This window comes from Bradyrhizobium sp. dw_411 (assembly GCF_018449695.1).
Classification (GTDB): domain Bacteria; phylum Pseudomonadota; class Alphaproteobacteria; order Rhizobiales; family Xanthobacteraceae; genus Bradyrhizobium.
Genome location: NZ_JAAVUY010000002.1, coordinates 483173 through 505316, shown reverse-complemented (window position 1 = coordinate 505316; position 22144 = coordinate 483173). Strand labels below are relative to the sequence as shown.

The 22144-nt window shown below is 61.6% G+C and carries 20 protein-coding genes; 4 read left to right on the top strand and 16 right to left on the bottom strand.

From position 1 onward, the window contains the following. Nucleotides 1-110: 110 nt before the first annotated feature. The 8 genes from HB676_RS04890 to HB676_RS04855 form a co-directional block, all read right to left on the bottom strand. Nucleotides 111-974, bottom strand: a complete 864-nt coding sequence (locus HB676_RS04890; protein WP_213736536.1) for a sugar phosphate isomerase/epimerase family protein — start codon at nucleotides 972-974, stop codon at nucleotides 111-113. After that, nucleotides 974-2167 carry a dihydrodipicolinate synthase family protein gene (locus HB676_RS04885; protein WP_213736535.1) on the bottom strand — a complete coding sequence of 398 codons (1194 nt, stop codon included), beginning with the start codon at nucleotides 2165-2167 and terminating at the stop codon, nucleotides 974-976. Before HB676_RS04885 ends, HB676_RS04890 begins: the two co-directional genes overlap by 1 nt. A gap of 12 nt (nucleotides 2168-2179) precedes the next feature. Continuing rightward, on the bottom strand, nucleotides 2180-3331 hold the full coding sequence (locus tag HB676_RS04880) for a Gfo/Idh/MocA family oxidoreductase (RefSeq protein ID WP_213736534.1): 1152 nt from the start codon (nucleotides 3329-3331) through the stop codon (nucleotides 2180-2182). Continuing rightward, on the bottom strand, nucleotides 3328-4743 hold the full coding sequence (locus HB676_RS04875; RefSeq protein WP_213736533.1) for a hypothetical protein: 1416 nt from the start codon (nucleotides 4741-4743) through the stop codon (nucleotides 3328-3330). The genes HB676_RS04880 and HB676_RS04875 overlap by 4 nt, the downstream gene beginning before the upstream one ends. A gap of 11 nt (nucleotides 4744-4754) precedes the next feature. Next, nucleotides 4755-5600 carry an ABC transporter ATP-binding protein gene (locus HB676_RS04870; RefSeq protein ID WP_213736532.1) on the bottom strand — a complete coding sequence of 282 codons (846 nt, stop codon included), beginning with the start codon at nucleotides 5598-5600 and terminating at the stop codon, nucleotides 4755-4757. A 112-nt stretch (nucleotides 5601-5712) separates the two neighbouring features. Then, nucleotides 5713-6702: an ABC transporter substrate-binding protein gene (locus HB676_RS04865; protein WP_213736531.1), complete on the bottom strand. Its 990-nt coding sequence runs from the start codon at nucleotides 6700-6702 to the stop codon at nucleotides 5713-5715. A 57-nt stretch (nucleotides 6703-6759) separates the two neighbouring features. Further along, the gene (locus HB676_RS04860) at nucleotides 6760-7569 is read right to left on the bottom strand and encodes an ABC transporter permease subunit (protein WP_213736530.1); all 810 of its coding nucleotides are present in this window, start codon (nucleotides 7567-7569) and stop codon (nucleotides 6760-6762) included. Nucleotides 7570-7807: 238 nt separating this feature from the next. Beyond that, nucleotides 7808-8518 (bottom strand): TetR/AcrR family transcriptional regulator, encoded by a 711-nt coding sequence (locus HB676_RS04855; RefSeq protein WP_213736529.1) that lies wholly within the window; start codon nucleotides 8516-8518, stop codon nucleotides 7808-7810. A gap of 229 nt (nucleotides 8519-8747) precedes the next feature. Here HB676_RS04855 and HB676_RS04850 point away from each other — a divergent pair, with 229 nt between their 5' ends. Continuing rightward, nucleotides 8748-9107, top strand: a complete 360-nt coding sequence (locus HB676_RS04850) for a hypothetical protein (RefSeq protein WP_213736528.1) — start codon at nucleotides 8748-8750, stop codon at nucleotides 9105-9107. 116 nt (nucleotides 9108-9223) lie between these two features. Here the strand turns inward: HB676_RS04850 and HB676_RS04845 are convergent, their stop codons facing one another. After that, complete coding sequence (locus HB676_RS04845; protein ID WP_213736527.1) at nucleotides 9224-10075, bottom strand: VOC family protein; 852 nt, start codon at nucleotides 10073-10075, stop codon at nucleotides 9224-9226. 251 nt (nucleotides 10076-10326) lie between these two features. Between HB676_RS04845 and HB676_RS04840 the strand changes: the two genes are divergently transcribed. Continuing rightward, complete coding sequence (locus HB676_RS04840; protein WP_213736526.1) at nucleotides 10327-11238, top strand: sugar kinase; 912 nt, start codon at nucleotides 10327-10329, stop codon at nucleotides 11236-11238. A gap of 173 nt (nucleotides 11239-11411) precedes the next feature. On the opposite strand, the gene HB676_RS04835 is transcribed toward HB676_RS04840, so the two are convergent. Beyond that, nucleotides 11412-12632: an FAD-dependent oxidoreductase gene (locus HB676_RS04835; protein WP_213736614.1), complete on the bottom strand. Its 1221-nt coding sequence runs from the start codon at nucleotides 12630-12632 to the stop codon at nucleotides 11412-11414. A gap of 133 nt (nucleotides 12633-12765) precedes the next feature. On the opposite strand from HB676_RS04835, the gene HB676_RS04830 reads away from it, so the two are divergent. Next, a complete protein-coding gene (locus tag HB676_RS04830; RefSeq protein ID WP_213736525.1) occupies nucleotides 12766-13569 on the top strand; it encodes an enoyl-CoA hydratase/isomerase family protein in 804 nt (267 codons plus the stop codon). A gap of 61 nt (nucleotides 13570-13630) precedes the next feature. Here HB676_RS04830 and HB676_RS04825 read toward each other — a convergent pair whose 3' ends face one another. The 6 genes from HB676_RS04825 to HB676_RS04800 form a co-directional block, all read right to left on the bottom strand. Further along, nucleotides 13631-14971, bottom strand: coding sequence for a TRAP transporter large permease subunit (locus HB676_RS04825; RefSeq protein ID WP_213736524.1), 1341 nt, complete (start codon nucleotides 14969-14971; stop codon nucleotides 13631-13633). Beyond that, on the bottom strand, nucleotides 14968-15552 hold the full coding sequence (locus HB676_RS04820) for a TRAP transporter small permease (RefSeq protein WP_213736523.1): 585 nt from the start codon (nucleotides 15550-15552) through the stop codon (nucleotides 14968-14970). Before HB676_RS04820 ends, HB676_RS04825 begins: the two co-directional genes overlap by 4 nt. 163 nt (nucleotides 15553-15715) lie before the next feature. Continuing rightward, entirely contained in the window at nucleotides 15716-16717 is a 1002-nt protein-coding gene (locus HB676_RS04815; protein ID WP_213736522.1) for a TRAP transporter substrate-binding protein DctP, read from the bottom strand. Between the two features lie 120 nt (nucleotides 16718-16837). Continuing rightward, nucleotides 16838-17794 (bottom strand): TRAP transporter substrate-binding protein, encoded by a 957-nt coding sequence (locus tag HB676_RS04810; RefSeq protein WP_249780075.1) that lies wholly within the window; start codon nucleotides 17792-17794, stop codon nucleotides 16838-16840. A 354-nt stretch (nucleotides 17795-18148) separates the two neighbouring features. Continuing rightward, entirely contained in the window at nucleotides 18149-19855 is a 1707-nt protein-coding gene (locus HB676_RS04805; protein WP_213736520.1) for an IlvD/Edd family dehydratase, read from the bottom strand. Nucleotides 19856-20018: 163 nt separating this feature from the next. After that, nucleotides 20019-20831 carry an NAD(P)-dependent oxidoreductase gene (locus HB676_RS04800; RefSeq protein WP_213736519.1) on the bottom strand — a complete coding sequence of 271 codons (813 nt, stop codon included), beginning with the start codon at nucleotides 20829-20831 and terminating at the stop codon, nucleotides 20019-20021. A gap of 153 nt (nucleotides 20832-20984) precedes the next feature. On the opposite strand from HB676_RS04800, the gene HB676_RS04795 reads away from it, so the two are divergent. Beyond that, nucleotides 20985-21953 carry an SMP-30/gluconolactonase/LRE family protein gene (locus HB676_RS04795; RefSeq protein ID WP_213736518.1) on the top strand — a complete coding sequence of 323 codons (969 nt, stop codon included), beginning with the start codon at nucleotides 20985-20987 and terminating at the stop codon, nucleotides 21951-21953. Nucleotides 21954-22144: the final 191 nt, after the last annotated feature.

The following is a 22144-nucleotide window of genomic DNA, read 5'->3' as shown; positions in this document are numbered from 1 at the left end:
CAAGATGGAATCGACGGTCTCAACCCTTCAAGGCCATTGAATGGCAGAACAACTCAGCACGTCTTTCGCGGGTTCCCGGCGGACCTGAACCTCGGTCGTGGCGACCGGAGCTACACCACTGAGCGATGCCGGCCGATGCAGGTCTGCAACACCTCGTCCATCGGTTTCTCCCACCACTGATTGGAGAAAATCTCGATCTCGGAATACCCAGCGAAACCCTGCGCCTCGACCGCCGAGCGTACCGATTTGATATCGATCACGCCGTCACCCATCATGCCGCGGTCGTTGAGAATATCTTTGGTCGGCACCAGCCAGTCGCAGACATGAAATGCGAGCAGGCGATCGCGGCCGGCGCGGGCGATCTGCGGCAGCAATTCCGGATCCCACCAGATGTGATAGACGTCGAGCGCGACACCGAGCGCGCCGCTGCGTTGCGGATCGAGCCGGTCGCAGATATCGAGCGCCTGTTGCGTCGTGTTCACGCAGGCGCGGTCGGCCGCATAGGCCGGATGCAGCGGCTCGATCGCCAGCGGCATCTGAGCTGAGCGCGCATAGTCCAGCATCTCGGCGATGGCGTCATCGACCTGCGCGCGCGCGGCCACGATATCCCTGGAAGCTGCACTGCCCGGCCGCGAATATTGCGGCAGGCCGCCGACCACCAGCACGATACAGGGCGCGCCGAGCGCCTTGGCCTCATCGACGGCACGGCGGTTGTCGTCGCGCGCCTCGATGCGATGCGCGGCATCCGCCGTGAACATCCCGCCGCGGCAATAGCCCGACAGGTCCAGCCCGGCGTCGCGCACGGCGCGAACCGCGCGGTCGAGGCCGATCGCCGCGACCTGATCGCGCCACGGATCGATCGCGCGGATACCGTTCCGCGCGCAAGCCTCGATGATTTCAGCAAGGTTACCCTGCTTGCGGACCGTCGCGGTATTGAGCGACAGCCAGCGATGATCCCCCGAGAAATCCCGCATCACGCCTCGATGCCGCGCAGCGCCAGCACTGCCTTCATGCGCCGCGTCGCGAGTTCGGGATTGGCGAGCAATCCGGCCTTGTCGGCGAGACGAAACAGTTCCGCGAGATGCAAGGTCGAGCGCGTGCTTTCCTGGCCGCCAACCATCGTGAAATGATCCTGATGGCCGTTGAGATACGCCATGAACACGATGCCGGTCTTGTAGAACCGCGTCGGCGCCTTGAACATATGACGCGACAGCGCCACCGTCGGCCCCAGCACATCGTGGAAGCCGGCTGTGTCATCGGCCGCAAGCCGCGACAGCGCGTAGGACGCCGCCGGCGCGATCGCATCGAAGATGCCGAGCAGCGCATGCGAGAAACCCTGGCTGTCGCCGGCGATCAATTCGGCATAATTGAAATCGTCGCCGCTATACATCTTGACGCTCTTGGCGAGCCGGCGGCGCATGTCGATCTCGCGCTGCGCGTCGAGCAGCGAGACTTTGACGCCATCGATCTTGCCGGCGTGGGCGTTGATGAGGCCGACTGCGACATCCATCGCCTGGTTAAGATCTGATGTACCCCAATAATTCGCCAGCGCCGGGTCGAACATGTCGCCGAGCCAGTGGATGATCACGGGCTCGCGGACCTGCGACAGCACGCGGTCATAGACCTTGACGTAATCGTCCGGATTGCGGCCGATCTTCGCCAGCGCGCGCGAGGCCATCAGGATGATGCGGCCGCCGGCTTTTTCCACCGCCGCGATCTGCTCTTCATAGGCGCGGATCACATCGTCGAGGCTCTTGGCATCTTCGGCCGCCAGATGATCGGTGCCGGCGCCGGAAAACACCGGCGCATTGCCCTTCGCCTTCGCCGCCGCAACCGAGCGCTGGATCAATTCCAGCGAGGTCGGCCAGTCCAGCCCCATGCCGCGTTGCGCGGTGTCCATCGCTTCGGCGACCCCGAGGCCGAGGTCCCAGATGTGTTCGCGAAATGCGATGGTCTTGTCCCAGTCGACCGCGGCCGACAGCCACGGGTCGGTATCGGCCAGCGGATCCGCCACCACATGCACCGCCGAAAACGCCACGCGATTCAGCGTGCCCTGAAGCTTGGCGGGAAACGCGCGCGACGCGGCGAGGCGATAGATCTCGATCGCGCGATTTGCGGTCGGCAATTTGAGCGACAGTGACGACATCGGTAAAACCGGCTTGTTCATGGTCGTATCTCCTCAGACCTTGATCGGAGCGACGTCGATCCAACGGCGTTCACGCCAGCTCTGCAGCGCGCACTCCGCCAATTGCACGCCCTTGGCGCCTTCGAGCAGCGTGTATTTGTAGGGCGCGTCCTCGCAAACGTGGCGAATGAACATTTCCCACTGCTCCTTGAAGCCGTTGTCGTAAACCGCGTTCTCCGGCAGCTTCTGCCAGTCGGCGTAGAAATCGTGGGTGCGCTTCTCGTCGGGATTCCACACCGGCCGCGGCGTCGCCTGGCGCGCCTGGATGACGCAATCAGTCAGCCCAGCCACCGCCGAACCATGGGTGCCATCGACCTGGAAGGTGACGAGATCGTCGCGATAGACCCGCGTCACCCAGGACATGTTGATATGCGCGATCACGCCGCCTTTGAGCCGAAACGTCGCATAGGCGGAATCGTCCGCGGTCGCCTTGTACCTGGTGTTCTTCTCGTCCCAGCGCTCGGGAATATCCGTGGTGCCGGTGCAACTGACGCTTTCGACCTCGCCGAACAGATTGTCGAGCACGTAGCGCCAGTGGCAAACCATATCGAGAATGATGCCGCCGCCGTCCTCGCTGCGATAATTCCACGACGGCCGCTGCGCCTCCTGCCAGCCGCCCTCGAACACCCAATAGCCGAATTCGCCGCGCACCGAGAGCATGCGGCCGAAGAAACCGGAATCGCGCAGGAACGCGAGCTTTTTCAGGCCCGGCAGGAACAGCTTGTCCTGCACGGTGCCGTGTTTGAGGCCCTTGGCGGCGGCGAGCTTGAGCACTGCCACGGCTTCCTCGAGATTGGTCGCAATCGGCTTCTCGCAATAGACATGCTTGCCGGCATTGATCGCCCGCGTCAGCAGTGACGGGCGCGCCTGCGTGGTCGCGGCATCGAAGAAAATCTCGTCGTTCTTGTCGGCGAGCGCCGCGTCGAGGTCGGTGGTCCAGCGCGTCACGTTAAATTGCTTGGCGAGGCGTTCGACCTTGCCAGCATCACGTCCGACCAGAATCGGATCGGGCATCATGCGGTCGCCATTGCCGAGCTTCACCCCGCCGGCATCTCGGATCGCGATGATGGAGCGGATCAGATGCTGGTTGAGTCCCATGCGGCCGGTGACGCCGTTCATGATGATGCCAAGACGTTTTGTCGTCATATCGAGTGCTCCTGCAGGATTTTTGCTTTTGGTTGTTGAAGCGGCGACAGCGTCGCCCAGTCGGGATGCACGCCGGAAGCAAATCCCGGCGCGGTCAGCGATACCGTCAGGAGATCGCCGTCATGGATCGACAGCCGGATGATGTTGCCGTCGCTAGCGTAGAGATCGGGATGCGCGGCCAGAAAGGCCCGCGCTTCGGCAGCGGGGGTTTCGGCAAACCCGTCGACATAGTGATGACCATTGCGCTCGGCATGAGTAACGCCGATCATGGCGCCCAGCGCGAGGTCCTGCTGCACGCCAAGGCCGGCCTGACAGGTCAGGTCTTCGCCCGTGATGAAGTATCTTTGATCCTCCGTGCTCCAGATACCGGCACGCGCCGCATTGATCACGGACTTGTAGATGCCCTTGCAGGATTTGGACGAGATGCCGCGATAGCCGAGTTCGCGGGCCGCCGGAAACGCATCGTAGGAATCATCGGCCTCGTCGATGATGAAATCGCGGACCGCCAACGCGCCCAGCGGCGATTGCCGGGAGATGTCGCGCGGCATCGGCTGTTCAACATACAGGAGTCTGGTCGAGATCGGCCTCAACGCCGCATCGCGATCGAGCCGCTCGGACAGCGCGGCCAGTGCGGCGAGATCGGCGTATTGCTCGTTGGCATCCAGCGTAACGCTGTAGGCATGCGGCAGCGTGGCAAGTTCGTTTCCGATCCGGGTCAGGCGTGCGGCGTCGGCCTCAGGATCGCCATTGAGCTTCAGCTTGAAATAGCGAGCATCGCTGTTCTCGCGCTTATCGGCAACGCCGCCCTTGCCTTCGATCTGGTCGTCAAGACCGACGGTGTGCCGGAGCGCGACACGGTCGAGCCTGCGGCAGCGCGCGAGGAATTGCGCGATGTCTTCATCCCGAATATCGGGCGACAGCCGCGCATCGATCCCGGCGATATTGCCGTTCATACCGTCAAAGAAATTCACGCCGACGCCACGCAGCAGCGCATCGAGGATCGCCTTGTCGATCTCCGCCGGCCCAAAGGCGGCGGCGAGCGGCGGGATGTCTTCCTTGGCGCAGGCTTCGACTTGCTCCGGCAGGCAACGGGCATGCAGCGCGAACGCGGTCTCGAAGCCTGATTGTGCCAGATAAAGCTCCCGCGCAATCGTCAGCGAACGCCTGAGCTCAGTAACGGTTTGCTCCGTCGAAAGCTGCGGCCGCTTGTCGAACCATTTCGGCACCATCATTTCAGCGCTGGCGCCGATCGATATGCCCTTATTTTTTTCTTGCCCTTCAATCTCGATCCCGACACGCACAAAGACCTGCGGCGCCGCGTTGACGACCACAGCGCCAAAGCGGAACGGCCGGACAAAACCAACCGGGCGTTCAAAGAATGCGATATCCCGCACGGCGATACGTGGCGGCATGATGTTAAGCCTCAATCCAGCGCGCTTTGGGTGAAGAAGTGCTTGCGAATGCGTTGCACCAGTTCAGTGAAGACCGGATCGGACATCACGTCGAGCGAACGCGGCCGCGGCAGCGGCACGTCATAGATCGCCGCGATCGAGCCCGGCCGTTCGGTCATGACCAGCACGCGGTCGGCGAGGAACACGGCTTCCGGGATCGAATGGGTGATCAGCAGCACGGTCTTGCCGGTTTCGCGCTGGATCCGCATTAGCTCGACATTCATGCGCTCGCGCGTCATCGCGTCGAGCGCACCGAACGGCTCGTCCATCAGCATGATCTTGGGATCGTGCACCAGCGCGCGGCAGATCGAGGCGCGCTGCTGCATGCCGCCCGACAATTGCCAGGGCAGCTTCTTCTCGAAACCTTCGAGCCCGACCAGTTTCAACAGCGCCTTCGCCCGAGCCAGATATTCCTGGCGCGGCAGCCGCTTCATGTCGATCGGCAACATGACGTTGTTGAGGATGTTGCGCCACGGCAGCAGCAGCGAGTTCTGGAACACGATGCCGACATTGCCGTGCGGCGTCGTCACCGGCTCGCCCTCGACATGAATCTCGCCGGTCGATGGCGGCAGCAATCCCGAGATCATCTTGAGAAGCGTTGACTTGCCGCAGCCGGACGGGCCGACCACGACAAAGAACTCGCCGGAATTGATGTGAAAATCCAGCGGCCGCAGCGACGGCACATCGCCGTCGCGCGAGCGATAGGTTTTCGACACGCCGGAGAGCTGAATGCCCGGCGTGCTGCTCGCACCGCGGTCGGACACGACGCGAAGATGCGCGGCGGCAGGATTAGTGCCTGTTTTGGTTACTGCGTTCATTTACGCGTTTCCGTTAGGTATCAAGGAGTCGTCATTGCGAGGAGCAAAGCGACGAAGCAATCCAACTTCCTCGCTGTATGGATTGCTTCGCTGCGCTCGCAATGACGGGAAGTCACTTCGGCAGATAATCATTGCTGTAAAACGCCTTCGGATTGTCCTTGGCCTTGGCGTCGAGCCCGCCATATTCGACCATCAGGTTGACAGTGTCGGTCATGTTCTGATCGGTCACCTGGAACGGCCGCTTGTCCTTGGTTTCGGGCGTGCGATAGAGCGGGATCGTCAGCTCAAAACCCTGCGTGAGCGTATCGATCTTGCCGCCCTTCGGATTGGCGTCGAGGATCGACTGCGCAGCCCCCTTCGGATCCTTCTCCGCGGCTTCTACGGCTTTGGTGGTCGCAGCCATGAAGCGCTTCACGAGGTCCGCATTGGCCTTGGCGTAGTCCGAATTGGCAATGATGCCTGACGAGACCATGTGGATGCCGTAGTCGGCGAACTTGATCGGATAGACATCCTTGCCGGTAGCGTCCTTGATCTTCATCGACTGGTCCATCACGTAACCCAGCAGCAGATCCGCCTGTCCGTTGATGACGGCGTTGAGCTTGGTCTGGCCGTCGCCGGCCACGGTTGTGAATTCGCTTTCCTTGACGCCGGTCTTTTTCAGAAACAGCGGCCAGATCTGCGTCATCGAATCCGCCGGCGTAATCGCCACGGTCTTGCCCTTGATGTCCTCGGGCTTCCTGATGTTCTTGTCGACAAACCCCATCGCCGACATCGGGCTGGTCTGCAGCAGCACACCGGTCGCAATCACAGGCGCGCCCTTGACCGCGGCGCGCATCATGGTCGGGATATCGACATAGCCAAAGTCGGCGGTCTTGGCGGTGACGGCCTGGGTGGTCGCCGCCGAGCCGCGGCCTTCCTGAATCTCGAGATCGATATTTTCTGCCGCATAAAGGCCCTTGGCCTTGCCGTAATAGAACGGCGCATGCTCGCCATAGACATACCAGTTGAGCATCAGCACCACCTTGTCCGCAGCACTTGCCGGGGCCACCGCCAGCGCCGTCCAGATCAGCGCTACCGCAAGCCCTGCTATCAATCGCACCATGTCATCCCTCCCGCTGGTTTTACTGCGGCCCTTTGCGGGCCGCTTTTCGTTGGCCGTCTATGCGGCGATAACAATGTCCTGACGTTGGCTGACATGCCAGGGAATCACAAGGCGTTCGATCCGGTCGACGATCCAGAACAGCACGACGCCGAGCAACGCCAGGATCACCAGGGCCGCAAACATGGTCGGCAGGTCGAACGTCCCGATCGAGCGTTGCAGCACATAGCCGATGCCCGAATTGGAGCCGACGAACTCACCGACCACGGCGCCTACCACGGCCAGCGTCACCGAAACTTTCAGCCCTGAAAAGATCGCCGGCATTGCGTGCGGCAAATTGACTGCGCAAAACACCTGGAAGCGGCTGCCCTGCATCGCCCGCGCCAGATCGACCATATCAGGATCGACCGATTTGAATCCCTGCACGGCCGACACCACCACCGGAAAGAACCCGAGCAGAAACGCCGCGATCACTTTCGGAATGATTCCGAAGCCGAACCAGACCACGAACAGCGGCGCGATCGCGACCTTCGGCACCGATTGCGAGAATACCAATAGCGGATAGACATAGCTTTCCACCGTCTTCGATCCTGCGATCAGCATCGCTAGGGGAATGCCGAACACCGCCGAGAGCAGAAAGCCGCACAGGGTCGCATAGGTGGTCGGCCAGGATTGCCGCGCCAGTTCCGGCCAGTCCTGCCATAGCACGGCGATGACATCGCCCGGCGCGGGGATCTGATAGGGCGGAATCCGGAACAACCGGATCGTCACGTCCCAGGCCACCACGATGAAAATCAGGAACAAAAACGGACGAATCCAGGCCGCATTCAGCGCCTTCGATACGTTTCCGAGGCCCGTTGGTTCGGCCACGCTTCTCTCCCTTATTATCGTTTCTTCGGGTATTAATTAACCCGTTGGATAAATACTGTCTAGGGCCTCAATGGGCAGAATGGCTCAGTTAGCATGCGGCCACGACGCATCCGTCCCTGCGAACAAACTCCCGTCATTCCGGGGCGATGCAAAGCATCGAACCCGGAATCTCGAGATTCCGGGTTCGCGCTGCCGCGCGCCCCGGAATGACAGCTTAAAGGCCGGCGGATCAGCCCCCTCACCCCACGCCAGAATGTGCCGCCACACGCAGCTTCGGCGCCTTTTGCTTGCCAAAAACCGCCATGGATTTTCCAGTCAAAGCCGCCAATACCAGCGCGATCATGTGCTCGAGGCGTTCATCCCTGGCGTCTTCGCTTAAGAGATCGCGGCCGAAAATCACGCTCAGGGTGGCGCTGTTCGACAGGTAGAAGAAGCACAAGGCCGCGATCGAAATATAGAGTTGTATCGGGTCGACATTCACCACGAAGTCGCCGCTCTCGACGCCACGCTTCACTACCGTGCTGATCATCTCCACGAACGGCGAGTGCATCGATTTGACCTTGGTGGAACGCTTGAGGTAGCGCGCCCGCGCCATGTTCTCGGTATTGAGCAGCGCCAGGAACTCGGGGTTACGGATAAAATAATTCCAGGTGAAGTCGATCAGACGCGCGATTGCCTTGGGGGGATCGAGGTGTTCCAGATCGAGACTCCGTTCCTCGACGCGGATTTTCTCATAGGCGCCTTCCAGCACCGCGAGATAGAGCTCGTCCTTCTTGCCGACGTGATAATACAGCATGCGCTTGTTGGCGCCGGCCTTGGCCGCGATCCGGTCGACCCGCGCCCCGGCAATGCCATGGGCGGCAAACTCCTGCTTTGCAGCCTCGAGAATGCGAAGCCGCATGCCTTCGGGATCGCGCTGCCATTTCAGAATTCGCTTTGTCTTGGCCAAGATCGAAAAACCAATCATTCGACAGCAGGAAAACAGGGCTTCGCGTGTAGCACGCGAAACGCGGTTTGAGAATAAAGCAAATCCATCGGCCGTCATTGCGAGCGGAGCGAAGCAATCCATGGGCCTCAAAGCAAGTCTGGATCGCTTCGTCGCTGGCGCTCCTCGCAATGACGAAAGACCGGATTGGCGGTAGCGCCGGGAATACCCGAGTGGTTATGATCCAATCACCATGATCTATTCAAACCTTATCCGCCCGCTTGCGTTCCGGCTCGATCCGGAAACCGCGCATCATCTGGCGATTGCCGCCGGCGCGCGTCTCGGCTGGGCCGCGCCTGCGATCCGCGCGGCAACGTGCATCGATGATGGCAGGCTCGCGATCGACGTGGCCGGGCTTCGCTTTCCATCTCCGATCGGGCTTGCCGCCGGCTTCGACAAAAGCGGCTCGGCAATATCAGCCCTCGCCGGTCTCGGCTTTTCGCTGATCTGTCAGGGCCCCAATGTCGTTCGCCGGATCACGATGGGGCTGACGCAGTTATTGTCACGCGATGGCGTGAAGCATGTCGCGGACGTGGTCGGTGTGGATGCCTGAAGCATTTGCGCCCGGCGGCTTCATCCTTCGAGACGCGGCCAAGAGGCCGCTCCTCAGGATGAGGTCCTCCAAACCCTCATGGTGAGGAGCGCGGCAACGCCGCGCGTCTCGAACCATCAGCTCGCCGGCCGCGCCGAGCGTTCCACCAGCAGCGTCGGAATGCCGCAGGTGCCGCTGCGCACCGTCAATACGCGGGTGCCCGGCTTGCGTCCGGCGCGCACATCCGACACATCGACGCCAGCGGACAACAGCCGCGCCCGTGTCGCGTCGATATCGGCGATGCGCCAGCTCAATCCCCAGAGACGATCGCGCGTCTTGTCTACAGGTTGATCGCCAGGCCGATGCACGATTTCAACGATGAGATCGCCGCAGCGAAAGAACATCAACTGACCCCAATCGGAATGCGACCGGTCGAGCGCCATATCGAGCCCCAGCCGCGCACCGTACAGCGCCGCAGCACGCTCGGGGTCACCGGTCGAGATCACGACATGATCCAGCGCGGTGATCGGCGCGGCGGCTGACGGCGTCGAGAGCGGGCGTTCTCCGGCCAGCTCCAGAAAAAACAACCGCACCCCGCGCGTGGCCGATGTCGCCGCGCGGGTTCGTCGCCACGAAAGCATTCCACCCGATATCGTATCGCGGCTTTCAGCTTGCGTAACCGGCTCAGGCTTCAGCGCCAGCCGGTCGAGCCGGCGGTGCATTTTCGCGATATCGTTGGTACGAAAAGCGATGCTGGCCAATCCCTCGCCCTGCTCGGCGATGACTTCGCGAATCCGGTTCGCGGCCGCGCCGTCGCCGCTGGGCGCCATCAGTTCAACGGTCATGTTATCGAGGGTGAACAGCACACGGTCGGCGCCATCGCCGGAGCTTCGCCAGGCCGGCGCGCGTGCCAGCAGCGTCTCGTAGGCCGTGGCACCCGCCGCAATATCGCGAACCAGAACGACGACGTGGTCGAGCCCGGTGATCACGACAACAGCCCCGGACTGAAATAAACCGTCATCGTTCCCGCCCCTTGGTCTCTCAGGAACTCACACCGGCCGCAGGCCGTTCGACCGGCGCGGCACGCGCGATGAGCCCCGGGACGGTCCTAGTCCCGCCTCAGCGGCATCTCAAGCGATTAAGCAGGCAGCTTTGCGAATAATTTTAGCGAAGCTTCGGGGACAACCGGTGCTAGTGTGGGGCGCCGCCGGGACCACCATCAGCGCATGACGGACAAATTATGCAGGCCCTTTTCATCGGACAAACCTACATCGACGTTGTCTTCATTACCGACCACATGCCGACCGGCGACGAGAAGCATGTCGCCAGGGACTATGCGGTATCGTTCGGCGGCAACGCCGTCACGGCGGCATTTTGCTGCGCCAAACTCGGCATTGTTCCGGACCTTGTCGCCACGGTCGCCAATGACTGGCTCGGCCGGATGTTTCAGGACATGTGCGCCAAATACGGAATCTCGGTCCATCCGCGCAAGGTCAATGCCTCGTCGCTGTCCTTCATCATGCCGAAGGACGGCAAGCGCGCCATCGTGCGCTGCCGCGACGACGAGCATATCCATCCCTTCCCGCTGCTGAACCTCGGCGGCTGCCGTGCGCTGCATGTCGACGGTCACCAGCCGGATGCCGCGATCCATTACGCGAAACTCTGCCGCGAAGCCGGCATCCTGACCTCGCTCGACGGCGGCGGCCTTCGCACCAACACCCACGAGCTGCTGGAATTCATCGACGTCGCGATCGTCGCCGAGCGGCTGTGCGAACAAATGGACCTCACGCCGGAAAAGATGCTCGACTATCTCAAGAGCCGCGGGTGCAAGGTCGGCGGCGTTACGCAAGGCGAAAAAGGCCTGCTCTGGTACAACGAAGCGGGCGCGGTTCGTACCATGCCCGCGCTACCGATCGCACGCGAGCGCGTGATCGACACCAACGGCGCCGGCGACGTATTCCACGGTGCCTATGTCTATTCTTACCTAAGCAATCCCGGCAAAGCCTGGCACGATCATTTCGAATTCGCGCGCGCGGCCTCGACCTACAAGATCCAGCGCCTCGGCAACGAGGCCGGATTACCGACGCTTGCCGACATCGATACCGTCAAGCAGGAATTTCAGATCGGGCGCAAGAAGGAATTTTGGGATTAGGTTGCTCGTCGTCGATACCGACGCCCGACCACCCCCACGCGTCGTCCCGGCCTTGAGCCGGGACCCATAGCCACAGGACGCTGGGTTGCGCGAAAGTCGTCCAACAGCGTTCTTGAACGAGGGGCCGCGGGGCGTATGGGTCCGGCTCAAGGCCGGGACGACAACGGTGGGCTTTACGCCAACGCCGCCTTCAAATCGAAACTCAAATCCGCCGCCTGTTCCGGCTCAATCGAGCGGTTCAGCCCGAGAATTTTTCGGCCGAACACGTGATCCCCGGCACGGTTGATCGACTCGATGCCGACGAGTTGTCCGGCCTTGTAGCAGAACGCCGAGAATGATCGCTGCGCGCGGTCGCCGCGCACCACGACGCGGTCATATCCGGTGGTCAGGCCGGCGATCTGCAGCTTGTCGTCGCCCTGATCGCTCCAGAACCACGGCAGGCCGTCATAGGTTTTGGCGTCGCCGGTCAAGCGCGCCGCGACGCAGCGCGCCTGATCGGTGGCGTTCTGCACGGATTCTAGCCGCAGCGATCCGCCAAAGCGCGGGCTTTCGAACAGCGCGCAATCGCCGATCGCAGAGATATTCGGATCTGCAGTGAGCAATTGCTCATTGACGATGATGCCGGCCGCAACGGGTAAGCCGGCTTCCGCCGCGAGTTCGATATTGGGCAACACCCCGACGCCGACCACGACCAGATCGGCCGGCACGTGGCGGCCATCGCTGAGACTGACGCCGGTGACATCCTTGCCATCACTCTCGATACTGGTGGTCTGCACCCCCAGATGAAGGCGAATGCCGGCCTCGGTGTGCCGCGCCTGAAAGAATTCCGAGATTTCAGCCGTGACCGCGCGCGCCATCACGCGCGCGCCGAGTTCGATCACATCCACTTCAAGCCCTTTGGCCCGCGCCGTGGCGGCGAATTCGAGGCCGATGAAGCCCGCGCCGACCACCACGACATGCTTTGCCGAAGTCATGCGCTGCCGCAACGTGTCGCTTTCGTCGAGGGTGCGCAGATAGCGCACATCAGGCAGGTTGGCGTTCGGAATATCGAGCATCCGGTTGCGCGCGCCGGTGGCCAGCACCAGATGCGCATATTCCAGCGATGCGCCGGAAGCACACAGCAGCCGGCGTGCGGCGCGATCGATCGCGACGGCGCGTTCGCCGATCAACTCGACGTTCTGGTCGCGGTAGAATTTATCCGGCCGGAACATCAGGCTGTCGGGACCGCCGGTGCCCTTCAGATAGGCCTTTGACAGCGGCGGCCGTTGATAGGGCAGATGCGCTTCATCATTGATCAGGCCGATGCGGCCGGCATAGCCATGCTGGCGCAACGACACGGCAACCTGGAAGCCGGCATGGCCGGCGCCGACGATAAGGACAGTTCCCTGCTCCATGCTCAAGACGCTTGCTTCTCCATTTGTTTGCATTTTGCAGACTTCGCCTGCCATTGTCACCTCTTGCCTTGTGCTATTTAACTGCCCAACGATCTCCTTAAACTTGGGAGCCATTAACTTGGGAGCTATGGCCATGGACACGCCCACGCACACGACCTCCCTGCCCGACGATCCCGCGCTGCTTCGGATCGAAGGCCCGATCGCCACCATCACGCTCAACCGGCCGGCCGCCTTCAACTCGATCAATCTTGAAATCGCCAGGAAGCTGGAACAACTCGGCGCCGAGGTCGAGGCCAATGAGGATATTCGCGTGCTGGTGATCGAAGGCGTGGGACGCGCGTTCAGCGCCGGCGGCGATCTGCAGACCATCGGGGCTGCGGCCGAGGCAGACACCATTGCGCCCGTGGTCGGCGAACTGCTCAAGCATTATCACGCCTTCATCGAAACCATCAGGCGGATGCCGAAGATCGTGCTGTCCAGCGTCCACGGTTCCGCTGCCGGCGCCGGCATGGGCCTCGCCTTTGTCGCCGATCTCTGCATCGCGGCCGAAGACGCCCGCTTCACGCCCGCCTATGCGAAAATCGGCGTCTCGCCTGACGGCGGCAGCACTGTCGGTATCGTCGGCACGGTCGGAACCCGCCGCGCGCTGCAGATATTTCTGGCCGAGGATAATTTCTCAGCACAGCAGGCACAGGAGTGGGGCCTGGTTGCCAAGGTGGTTCCGGCAGCAGAGCTCAAGGCCGCGACGCGGCAATTCGCCGAACGGCTGGCGCAAAATCCGCCAAGTGCGATCGGCGGCACCAAATCGTTGGTCTACCAGGCCACCGTCACCCCGACCCGGCAGCAGCTCGATGCCGAAGAAGAGAAGATCATCGACGCCATGCACACCGATGAGTTTCGCGTCGCGGTGAAGAAATTCACGAGCAAGGGGAAGTAGGGCCGGATTTCTCCACACGTCGTCCCGGCATTCGCCGGGACGACGTGTTGTGATGATGAGATCAATTCGGGCAAATATACCCGGTCCCGGCCGGCGATTTGAAGCACCCCACCGATTCCGGAATGATGTGCTTCGGCAGCCACAGCACCACCTTCGGAAAATAGATCGTAAACGTGATGGTGGCCAGGAACACCACATAGATCGGCAATGCCGCCCTTAGCGCTTTACCGAAACTGACGCCGACGAATTTCGAGGCCATCAGCAGCACCAAACCATACGGCGGCGTGATCAGGCCGAACGCCAGCGTGGCGATCAGCACTACGCCCATATGGACGCCATTGATGTCGCCGGCTTGCGTCAGCGCATTCACCAGCGGCATGAAGATGATGATGGTCGGTACCGGCTCGATGAAATCGCCCACGACAGTGAACAGCAGCACCAGCAGCAGCATCATATATTGCGGATCATTGCCGGCGATCGAAGTGATCCAGTCGGCGATCACGATGGCGCCGCGCAGATAGGCCAGCATCCAGCCAAACGCGTTGGCGGCGCCGATGGTGATCAGCGGCAGTGAGAAGATCAGCCCGGCCAAGCAGAAGTCGTAGGGGATTTTCCTAAGGTGCCCGCGATTGAGCGCGGGGATCACGATCGCGATGATCCAGACCACCGCAACCACGCCGGCTTCGGTCGGCGTAAACCAGCCAGTGAGAATGCCGCCGAGCAGAATCACGGGGATCATCAGCGGCAGTGCGGCATCCGCGGTCGCGAACGCGATCTGGCGGAACGGCGCGCGCGGCTTGCGCATCCCGGAGGGCCCGAAGAAATAGCAATAGATCATCAGGCCGAAGCCGATCATCAGCCCCGGCACCACGCCGGCCATGAACAGTCCTGCAATCGAGACGTTGCCAACGGCGCCATAGACCACCGCGGTGATGCTCGGCGGCACCAGAGCGGCGATGGTGGAGGCAGATGCGATGATCGCCGCGATAAAGGCGGGGCTGTAGCCTTCCCGCTTCATCGGTCCGCCCAGCGCGCGGCTCATGACCGCGACATCGGCGGTGGTCGATCCCGACATCTCCGAGAAGAACATGCTGAAGACGACGACGACCTGCGACAGCCCGCCCCTGATATGCCCGACCAGCGACAGCGACAGATTGGCTATTCGCACCACGACATTCGCCGAACTCATGAGTTCGCCAACCAGCAAGAAGAAAGGTATTGCCAGCAATGCTTCGGAATCCACGCCGTCAAAGATCTTCTGGATGATGGCCGCCAGCGACACGTCGGTCAAAAGCGCACCGACGAATACGCCGGCCATCAGCGAAAACGGTACGGGCACGCCGAGATAGCCGAAGAACAGGAAGCAGAACGACATCAGCGCCAGAACAATGGGTGCGCTCACGGCCGCGCCCTCGTCTGGAGGCTGGTATCGACCGGCGGAATCGGAAGATCCTCCTCCGGCGGCTCGGGATGATCGAAGCCATTGCGGATGCCGTTGACCAGTTGCTCCACCGTGAACAGCGCGATCAGCACTCCGGCCAGCGGAATCACAGCATAGAGCGAGGCGATCGGCGTGCCCGAGGGCAGCCGAAAACTGCCAAAGCCCCTGAGATAATTGATGTAGCCAAACCAGATCAGGCAGAACGCCACGCCGAGCACCACAAAGCGGATGATAATCTCGACGATCAGCCGCGGCGTGCCATGCAGCGCCTCGGAGATCGCGGTCAGATACAGGTGATCGTTACGGCGGGTGGCCACCGCAGTTCCGATGAAGATCGCATAGATAAACAGCGTGGAGGTGACTTCCTGCAGCCACAGCCAGGGATGACCGAGCGTGCGCGTGATGATATCGAACATCACCGACAGCGAAAATCCGAAGCACAACAGCCCGCAGATGATCATCAGGACCAGTTCGAGCCTGTCGAACGACCGCCATTTCAGGTGATGCTGCCGTTGCAGCACCAGTTTGTCGGCGATGGTCATCGTTTAATTCCCCGTCGTCCCAAACTCTCGTCGTCCCGGCGAAAGCCGGGACCCATAATCCCCGGTGCTTACGTTTGCAGAAGACCGCGGCCTGATTGCCCCATTGAGAAGCCGCGGCGTATGGGTCCCGGCTTTCGCCGGGATGACACGTGGGCTGCCTACCTCAGTTAATCGCCCGGATCAGGGTCTTGATCTTGTCCGCATGCGGGCCGAGTTCCTTGGCGAGCTTGTCGAGATAGGGATCGGCGATCTTCTGGAAACCAGACTTGTCGACATCGGGCACGATCTTGACGCCCATTTTCTCAAGCTTGGTGGCTGCCGCACGCTCCAGATCGAAGGCGCGCTTGGGCTCCTGCGTGCTGACATCCTGCGCCGCCGTCTGAACCCACTGCTTCTGGTCGGCGCTGAGGCTTTGCCAGAGCTTGTCGCTGATCCACAAAATCGCGTTGTTGGCTTCATGCTCGGTCATCGACAGCACGGGCGCGACTTCGTAGTGCTTGTTGATGAGGTAGACGTTGACCGCGTTCTCACCAAAATCCATCACGCCGGTCTGCAGCGAGGTATAGACGCTGCCGAAAGGCATATGCACGGTTTGAGCGCCATAGGCAGCGAACATCGTGTCTTCGGTCGCGGTAGCCTGGACGCGAACCTTGTAGCCCTTGAGATCCTCGACCTTGTGCACTTCCTTCTTGCCATACATGTGCCGGAAGCCCTGGGTGCCGAGCCCGATCACATGAATGCCCTGAACGGTTTCGTCGATCATGTCCCGGACCGCTTCGAACACCTTCTGGTCGCCGAGCGCCTTGATGTCATGTTCGTCGGACCGAAACAGATAATGCAGCGACATGACGCCGGCCTGCGGCGAGATCGTCGAGGTATTGGCCGATGAGACGATCGCGAAATCGATATCGCCTGACCGCACCAGTTGCAGGATCTGCGACTCCTGCCCGAGCTGCGCGCCGGGAAATTGGTCGACCAGCATCGCGCCCTTGCTCAATTCCTTGAGCTTCGCGGAAAAGATGTCGTAGGCAATGCTGTAGCCGGAATTGAGTTGCTGGTCGTGGGCGAAGCGATAATGTTTTGTTTCTTGGGCGCCTGCGCTGGCTGCGAACGTGACGGCCGCAACCGCACAGAGTCCGCCGATAATTCTTGCCGGATAATTCACCGTTTCCCCCTGTTATGATTTTGCCGGATCATCCCATCGGGGTTGCAAGATTGTCAATCAGCCATCGTGCTATGCGGTTCTGATTTACTCAGAACCGCAGCCTTGGCCGATCGAACCGTCCTAGTTGATCGCCCGGATCAGGTTCTTGATCTTTTCGGCATGCGGGCCGAGGTCTTTGGAGAGTTTGTCCAGATAGGGGTCGGCGATCGCGGTAAAGCCTGACTTGTCGACATCCGTGACAACCTTGACCCCGATCGATTTGAGCTTGTCCTGCGATTGATGCTCGAGTTCGACCGCTTTGGCCGGCTCGTTCCTGTTGACCTCGTCGGCGGCGGCCTGCACCCAGCCTTGCTGTTCTGGCGTGAGGCTGTTCCACAATTTGTCGCTGATCCAGATCAGGCTGTTATTGGCCTCGTGTTCGGTGATCGAAAGTACCGGCGCGACTTCATAATGCTTGTTGGCGAGATAGACGTTGACGCCGTTCTCGGCGACATCGACCACGCCGGTCTGCAGCGACGTATAGACGCTGCCGAACGGCATATGCACGATCTGGGAGCCGTAGGCCGGAAACATGGTGTCCTCGGTCGGCGTCGCCTGCACCCGCACCTTGAGGCCCTTCATGTCCTCGATTTTGCGGATCTCGCGCTTGGAATACATGTTGCGCAGGCCGAGCGTGGACAGCGCGATGACGCGGGCGCCCTGCACGGTATCGGCGATCATCCCCTTGACGGCCCGGGAGACCTCGGGGTCCGCAAGCGCCTTGACAAGATGCGCTTCGGAACGAAACAGGAAATGCATCGACATCACGCCGGCCTGCGGCGACAGCGTCGCGGCATTCGCCGAGGATGAAATGCAGAACTCGACGTCGCCCGATTTCACCAGTTGCAGGACCTGCGGTTCCTGCCCGAGCTGCGCGCCCGGATACTGGTCGATCACCATGGTACCTTTACTCAACGCCTTGAGCTTGTCATTGAAGATATCGCCGACGATTCCATAACCGGTCGTCTTCGGCTGATCGTAGGCGAAGCGATAATGTTTCACTTCCTGCGCACCGACGGCGCCGACGGTGAGCCACATCGACGCCGCGGCGATCGCCGCAACGGTCCTCCTTCGCGGATGTCCCATTTCGCTTCCCCCTGGATGATTTATTTGATCTTTTTTCAGATCATCCCATCGGGGTCGTTTGAATGTCAATCAAACACGGCGTCGCGGGGATACAACGCAAGTGCGAGATGGAGTGTGCCGAGAGCTAGCCGCTTGCGCGGGCCCTCATCCTGAGGAGCGGCGTAGCCGCGTCTCGAAGGATGGATGCAGGGGAACGGACTCGCGGCCATCCTTCGAGACGCGCGCAAAAGCGCGCTCCTCAGGATGAGGTCGGTGGTGTATTTACCGGGTCGCCGCGCGAACGCCGACCTAACTCGAAGGACGAGACTACCCCTTCCCCTTGCCGCGCATGAAGTCGAAATCGCAGCCTTCATCGGCCTGCAGGATGGTCTCGTTGAACAGATGCGCGTAGCCGCGCTTGGCCCAGTCCGGTGTGGTCCGCGCCGGCAGCGCGGCACGGCGCTTTTCCAGTTCGGCCGCATCGACCAGCAGATCGATACTGCGCTTGGCGACATCGAGCCGGATCATGTCGCCGTTCTTCACCAGCGCCAGCGGGCCGCCATCGGCGGATTCCGGCGTGATGTGCAGCACGATGGTGCCGAACGCCGTACCGCTCATCCGCGCATCCGAAATTCGCACCATGTCCTTGACGCCGGTGCGCGCGATCTTCATCGGGATCGGCAGATAACCCGCCTCCGGCATCCCCGGCGCGCCCTTCGGGCCGGCATTGCGCAGCACCAGCACATCGTCGGCGGTGACATCGAGCGCGGGATCGTCGACCCGTAGCGTCATGTCTTCAACCGAGTCGAACACCACGGCGCGGCCGGTGTGCTGCAACAGCTTGGGACTCGCCGCCGAATGCTTGATGACAGCACCGCGCGGCGCGAGGTTGCCATGCAGCACCGCCATCGCGCCTTCCGGCTTGATCGGATTGTCGCGCGGCCGGATCGCGTCCTGTCCCGGTACTTCTTCAGCGCCGGCCACGACGTCGCGCAGGCTGGCGCCGGTGATGGTCTTCGCGTCAAGGTCAAGCAGATCGCCGAGTTGCGCCATCAGTTTCGGCACGCCACCGGCATGGTGGAAATGCTCCATGTAATGCGCGCCCGACGGCTTGAGATCGATCAGCACGGGCACTTCGCGGCCGAGCTTGTCGAAGGCTTCGAGATCGATGCGGTGTTCGGTACGGTTGGCAATCGCGGTTAGATGGATCAGCCCGTTGGTCGAGCCACCGATCGCCTGCAGCACCACCTGCGCATTGCGGAACGAAGCCTTGGTCAACAGCTCGCTGGGCTTGGGCCCCTTCGCCTTGGCCATTTCGGCCGCGACCTTGCCGCTGGCTTCGGCCGAGCGAAAGCGCTCGGCATGCGGTGCGGGAATGGTCGCGCTCATCGGCAGCGACAGGCCCATCGCTTCGGTGATGCAGGCCATCGTGCTGGCGGTGCCCATCACCATGCAGGTGCCGACCGACGGCGCCAGCCGGTTGCTGACGGCTTCGATCTCGACCTGATCGATTTCGCCGGCGCGATGTTTGGCCCACAACCGACGGCAATCGGTGCAGGCGCCCAGCACCTCGCCCTTGTGATGTCCGACCACCATCGGACCCACCGGGATCACGACGGTCGGCAAATCGGCGCTGACCGCAGCCATGATCTGCGCCGGCAAGGTCTTGTCGCAACCGCCGATCACGACCACCGCATCCATCGGCTGGGCGCGGATCATCTCCTCGGTGTCCATCGCCATCAGATTGCGCAGATACATCGAGGTCGGATACGAAAAACTCTCCGCGATCGAGATGGTCGGGAACACCATCGGCATCGCCCCCGACAGCATCACGCCGCGCTTCACCGCCTCGATGATCTGCGGCACGTTGCCGTGGCACGGATTGTAGTCGCTGTAGGTATTGGTGATGCCGACAATGGGCCGGCTCAGCGCATCGTCCGAATAGCCCATCGCCTTGATGAAGACCTTGCGCAGGAACAGCGAAAATCCGGCATCGCCATAACTCGTCAAACCCTTGCGCAGTCCGTCAGCCATTTTCTTGTTTCCTTGGTTTCTAGCCGTCATTCCGGGATGGTCCGAAGGACCAGACCTCAGATGCGCAATTGCGCATCGGGGAATCTCGAGATTCCGGGTTCGATGCTGCGCATCGCCCCGGAATGACGTTGATCTAATTGGTCCGTGACGCTACCGCCAGCGGCTATTTCCAGATCTTGCTCTTGTCGCCGTTGAACTCGATACCGCAGAACCCGCCGCCCTGGTAGAAATCGCCGACCGGATCGGGCCCGACCTTGGCCTGCTCGGCGAAGGCGTGTTCGCGGAAATCCTCGGCGTGGCCGGTCGGGCGATAGCCGAGGTCGATGGCACGGTGATTGTCCCACCAAGACCGCTCATTGTTGGACGCGCCGTAGAAAACCTCGAAATGGATATCGGGATGATCGAGGCCAATTTGGCAGAGTTGCACCAGGTCTTCCGGCTTCAGCCAGATCGCGAGCCGGCGGTGATCCAGCGGCTTTTCGCCGAAATTGCCGATCCGGATACACGTCACCCCGATTCCGTGCTTGTCGGCATAGAGCGCGCCGACCGCCTCGCCGAACACCTTGCTGACGCCGTAGCGGCTGTCCGGCCGCGGCGTCACGTCGGTTCCGATCCGGTGATGCCGCGGATAGAAACCGACCGCATGGTTCGAGGACGCGAATACGATGCGCTTGACGCCCTTCTTGCGCGCCGCCTCGAACAGGTTGTAACAGCCGATGATGTTGGACTGCAGGATATCGCCCCACGGACCCTCGACCGAAAATCCGCCGAAATGAACGATGCCGTCGACCCCCTCGCAGATCGCCTCGACCTGCGCCGGATCGGACAGTTCAGCCGCCTTGAATTTTTCGTGAGCGCCGAGATCGGCTGGCGCCTTCAGGTCGCTCAACAGCAGATCCGGATAGATCGGCGGCAGCAGTTTTCGCAGGCTTGTTCCGATTCCACCGGACGCGCCGGTCATCAATATGCGTGGCATTTCATCCCTCGTTATCACTGGATTGAATTCAGTATGGCGCGGCGGCCACATCGCGGCAAGGCATCATGACGGCGGCCGCTTGCTTGCCGCCGGAACGCGCTGGTGTTAGCAAATGCGCCCGGTGAGGTAACCAACCAATAACGAGAACAGCAAATGTCCAAGGCAGCATCCCCCCGCGCCGGCTGGCAGCAGGCGACCTATTATCCCGATCCCTGCATCCAGGCGCTCGATCCGCGCTTTGAAAAATACTGGCTGAAACTCTCCGCCGTGGAGCGGCTGACGACCGGCCTGCGCTGGGCCGAAGGCCCGGTATGGTTCGGCGACGGGCGCTATCTGTTGTGCAGCGACATTCCCAACCATCGCATCATCAAATGGGAAGAGGAAACCGGCGCGGTCAGCGTTTACCGCAAGCCGTCGAATTTCGCCAACGGCAATACCCGCGACCGCCAAGGCCGTCTGGTGACCTGCGAGCACGGTGGACGCCGCGTCACGCGAACGGAATATGACGGTTCGATCACGGTGCTGATGGATTCCTTCGAAGGCAAGAAGCTGAACTCGCCGAATGACGTCGTCGTGAAATCCGACGGCTCGATCTGGTTCACCGATCCGGTGTTCGGCCTGCTCGGAAATTACGAGGGCTATGTCGCGGAATCCGAGATCGGCATGAATGTCTACCGGATCGACGGCAAGACCGGGAAATCCACCATCGTCGCCGAGGGTGTGCTCGGGCCGAACGGGCTGTGTTTCTCGCCGGACGAAAAGATCCTCTACATCATCGAGTCCCGCGGCGTGCCGACCCGCAAGATCCTCGCTTACGACGTATCACCTGATGGCGACAAGCTCTCCAACAAGCGCCTGTTCGCCGATGCCGGCCCCGGCACGCCGGACGGCATGCGCGCCGATATCGACGGCAACCTGTGGTGCGGCTGGGGCATGGGCGATCCCGATCTCGACGGCGTCGTGGTGTTCGCGCCCGACGGCGTGATGATCGGCCGTATCGCTTTGCCCGAACGCTGCGCCAACCTCTGCTTCGGCGGACTGAAGCGCAACCGCCTGTTCATGGCCGCCAGCCAGTCGATCTACGCGCTGTATGTGAACACGCAGGGCGCGCTGGGGGGATAGGCGAGTTAATTCGTCGTCCCGGCGAACGCGAAGATATCTCCGCTGTCGTCCCTGCGCACGCAGGGACCCATACGCCGCGGCTTATCGTTGAGAAATGCTGATCGACGATCTTAACACAACACGACGTCCTGTGGTTATGGGTCCCTGCGTGCGCAGGGACGACACCGAGATTTGTCGACACTCCCCCCAAA

What these genes read in the sequence shown, in the direction of transcription:
- HB676_RS04890 (WP_213736536.1), bottom strand. Translation starts at nt 974, where the DNA reads ATGCGGGATTTCTCGGGGGATCATCGCTGGCTGTCGCTCAATACCGCG.
- HB676_RS04885 (WP_213736535.1), bottom strand. Translation starts at nt 2,167, where the DNA reads ATGAACAAGCCGGTTTTACCGATGTCGTCACTGTCGCTCAAATTGCCG.
- HB676_RS04880 (WP_213736534.1), bottom strand. Translation starts at nt 3,331, where the DNA reads ATGACGACAAAACGTCTTGGCATCATCATGAACGGCGTCACCGGCCGC.
- HB676_RS04875 (WP_213736533.1), bottom strand. Translation starts at nt 4,743, where the DNA reads ATGCCGCCACGTATCGCCGTGCGGGATATCGCATTCTTTGAACGCCCG.
- HB676_RS04870 (WP_213736532.1), bottom strand. Translation starts at nt 5,600, where the DNA reads ATGAACGCAGTAACCAAAACAGGCACTAATCCTGCCGCCGCGCATCTT.
- HB676_RS04865 (WP_213736531.1), bottom strand. Translation starts at nt 6,702, where the DNA reads ATGGTGCGATTGATAGCAGGGCTTGCGGTAGCGCTGATCTGGACGGCG.
- HB676_RS04850 (WP_213736528.1), top strand. Translation starts at nt 8,748, where the DNA reads ATGATCTATTCAAACCTTATCCGCCCGCTTGCGTTCCGGCTCGATCCG.
- HB676_RS04840 (WP_213736526.1), top strand. Translation starts at nt 10,327, where the DNA reads ATGCAGGCCCTTTTCATCGGACAAACCTACATCGACGTTGTCTTCATT.
- HB676_RS04835 (WP_213736614.1), bottom strand. Translation starts at nt 12,632, where the DNA reads ATGGAGCAGGGAACTGTCCTTATCGTCGGCGCCGGCCATGCCGGCTTC.
- HB676_RS04830 (WP_213736525.1), top strand. Translation starts at nt 12,766, where the DNA reads ATGGACACGCCCACGCACACGACCTCCCTGCCCGACGATCCCGCGCTG.
- HB676_RS04820 (WP_213736523.1), bottom strand. Translation starts at nt 15,552, where the DNA reads ATGACCATCGCCGACAAACTGGTGCTGCAACGGCAGCATCACCTGAAA.
- HB676_RS04810 (WP_249780075.1), bottom strand. Translation starts at nt 17,794, where the DNA reads ATGTGGCTCACCGTCGGCGCCGTCGGTGCGCAGGAAGTGAAACATTAT.
- HB676_RS04805 (WP_213736520.1), bottom strand. Translation starts at nt 19,855, where the DNA reads ATGGCTGACGGACTGCGCAAGGGTTTGACGAGTTATGGCGATGCCGGA.
- HB676_RS04800 (WP_213736519.1), bottom strand. Translation starts at nt 20,831, where the DNA reads ATGCCACGCATATTGATGACCGGCGCGTCCGGTGGAATCGGAACAAGC.
- HB676_RS04795 (WP_213736518.1), top strand. Translation starts at nt 20,985, where the DNA reads ATGTCCAAGGCAGCATCCCCCCGCGCCGGCTGGCAGCAGGCGACCTAT.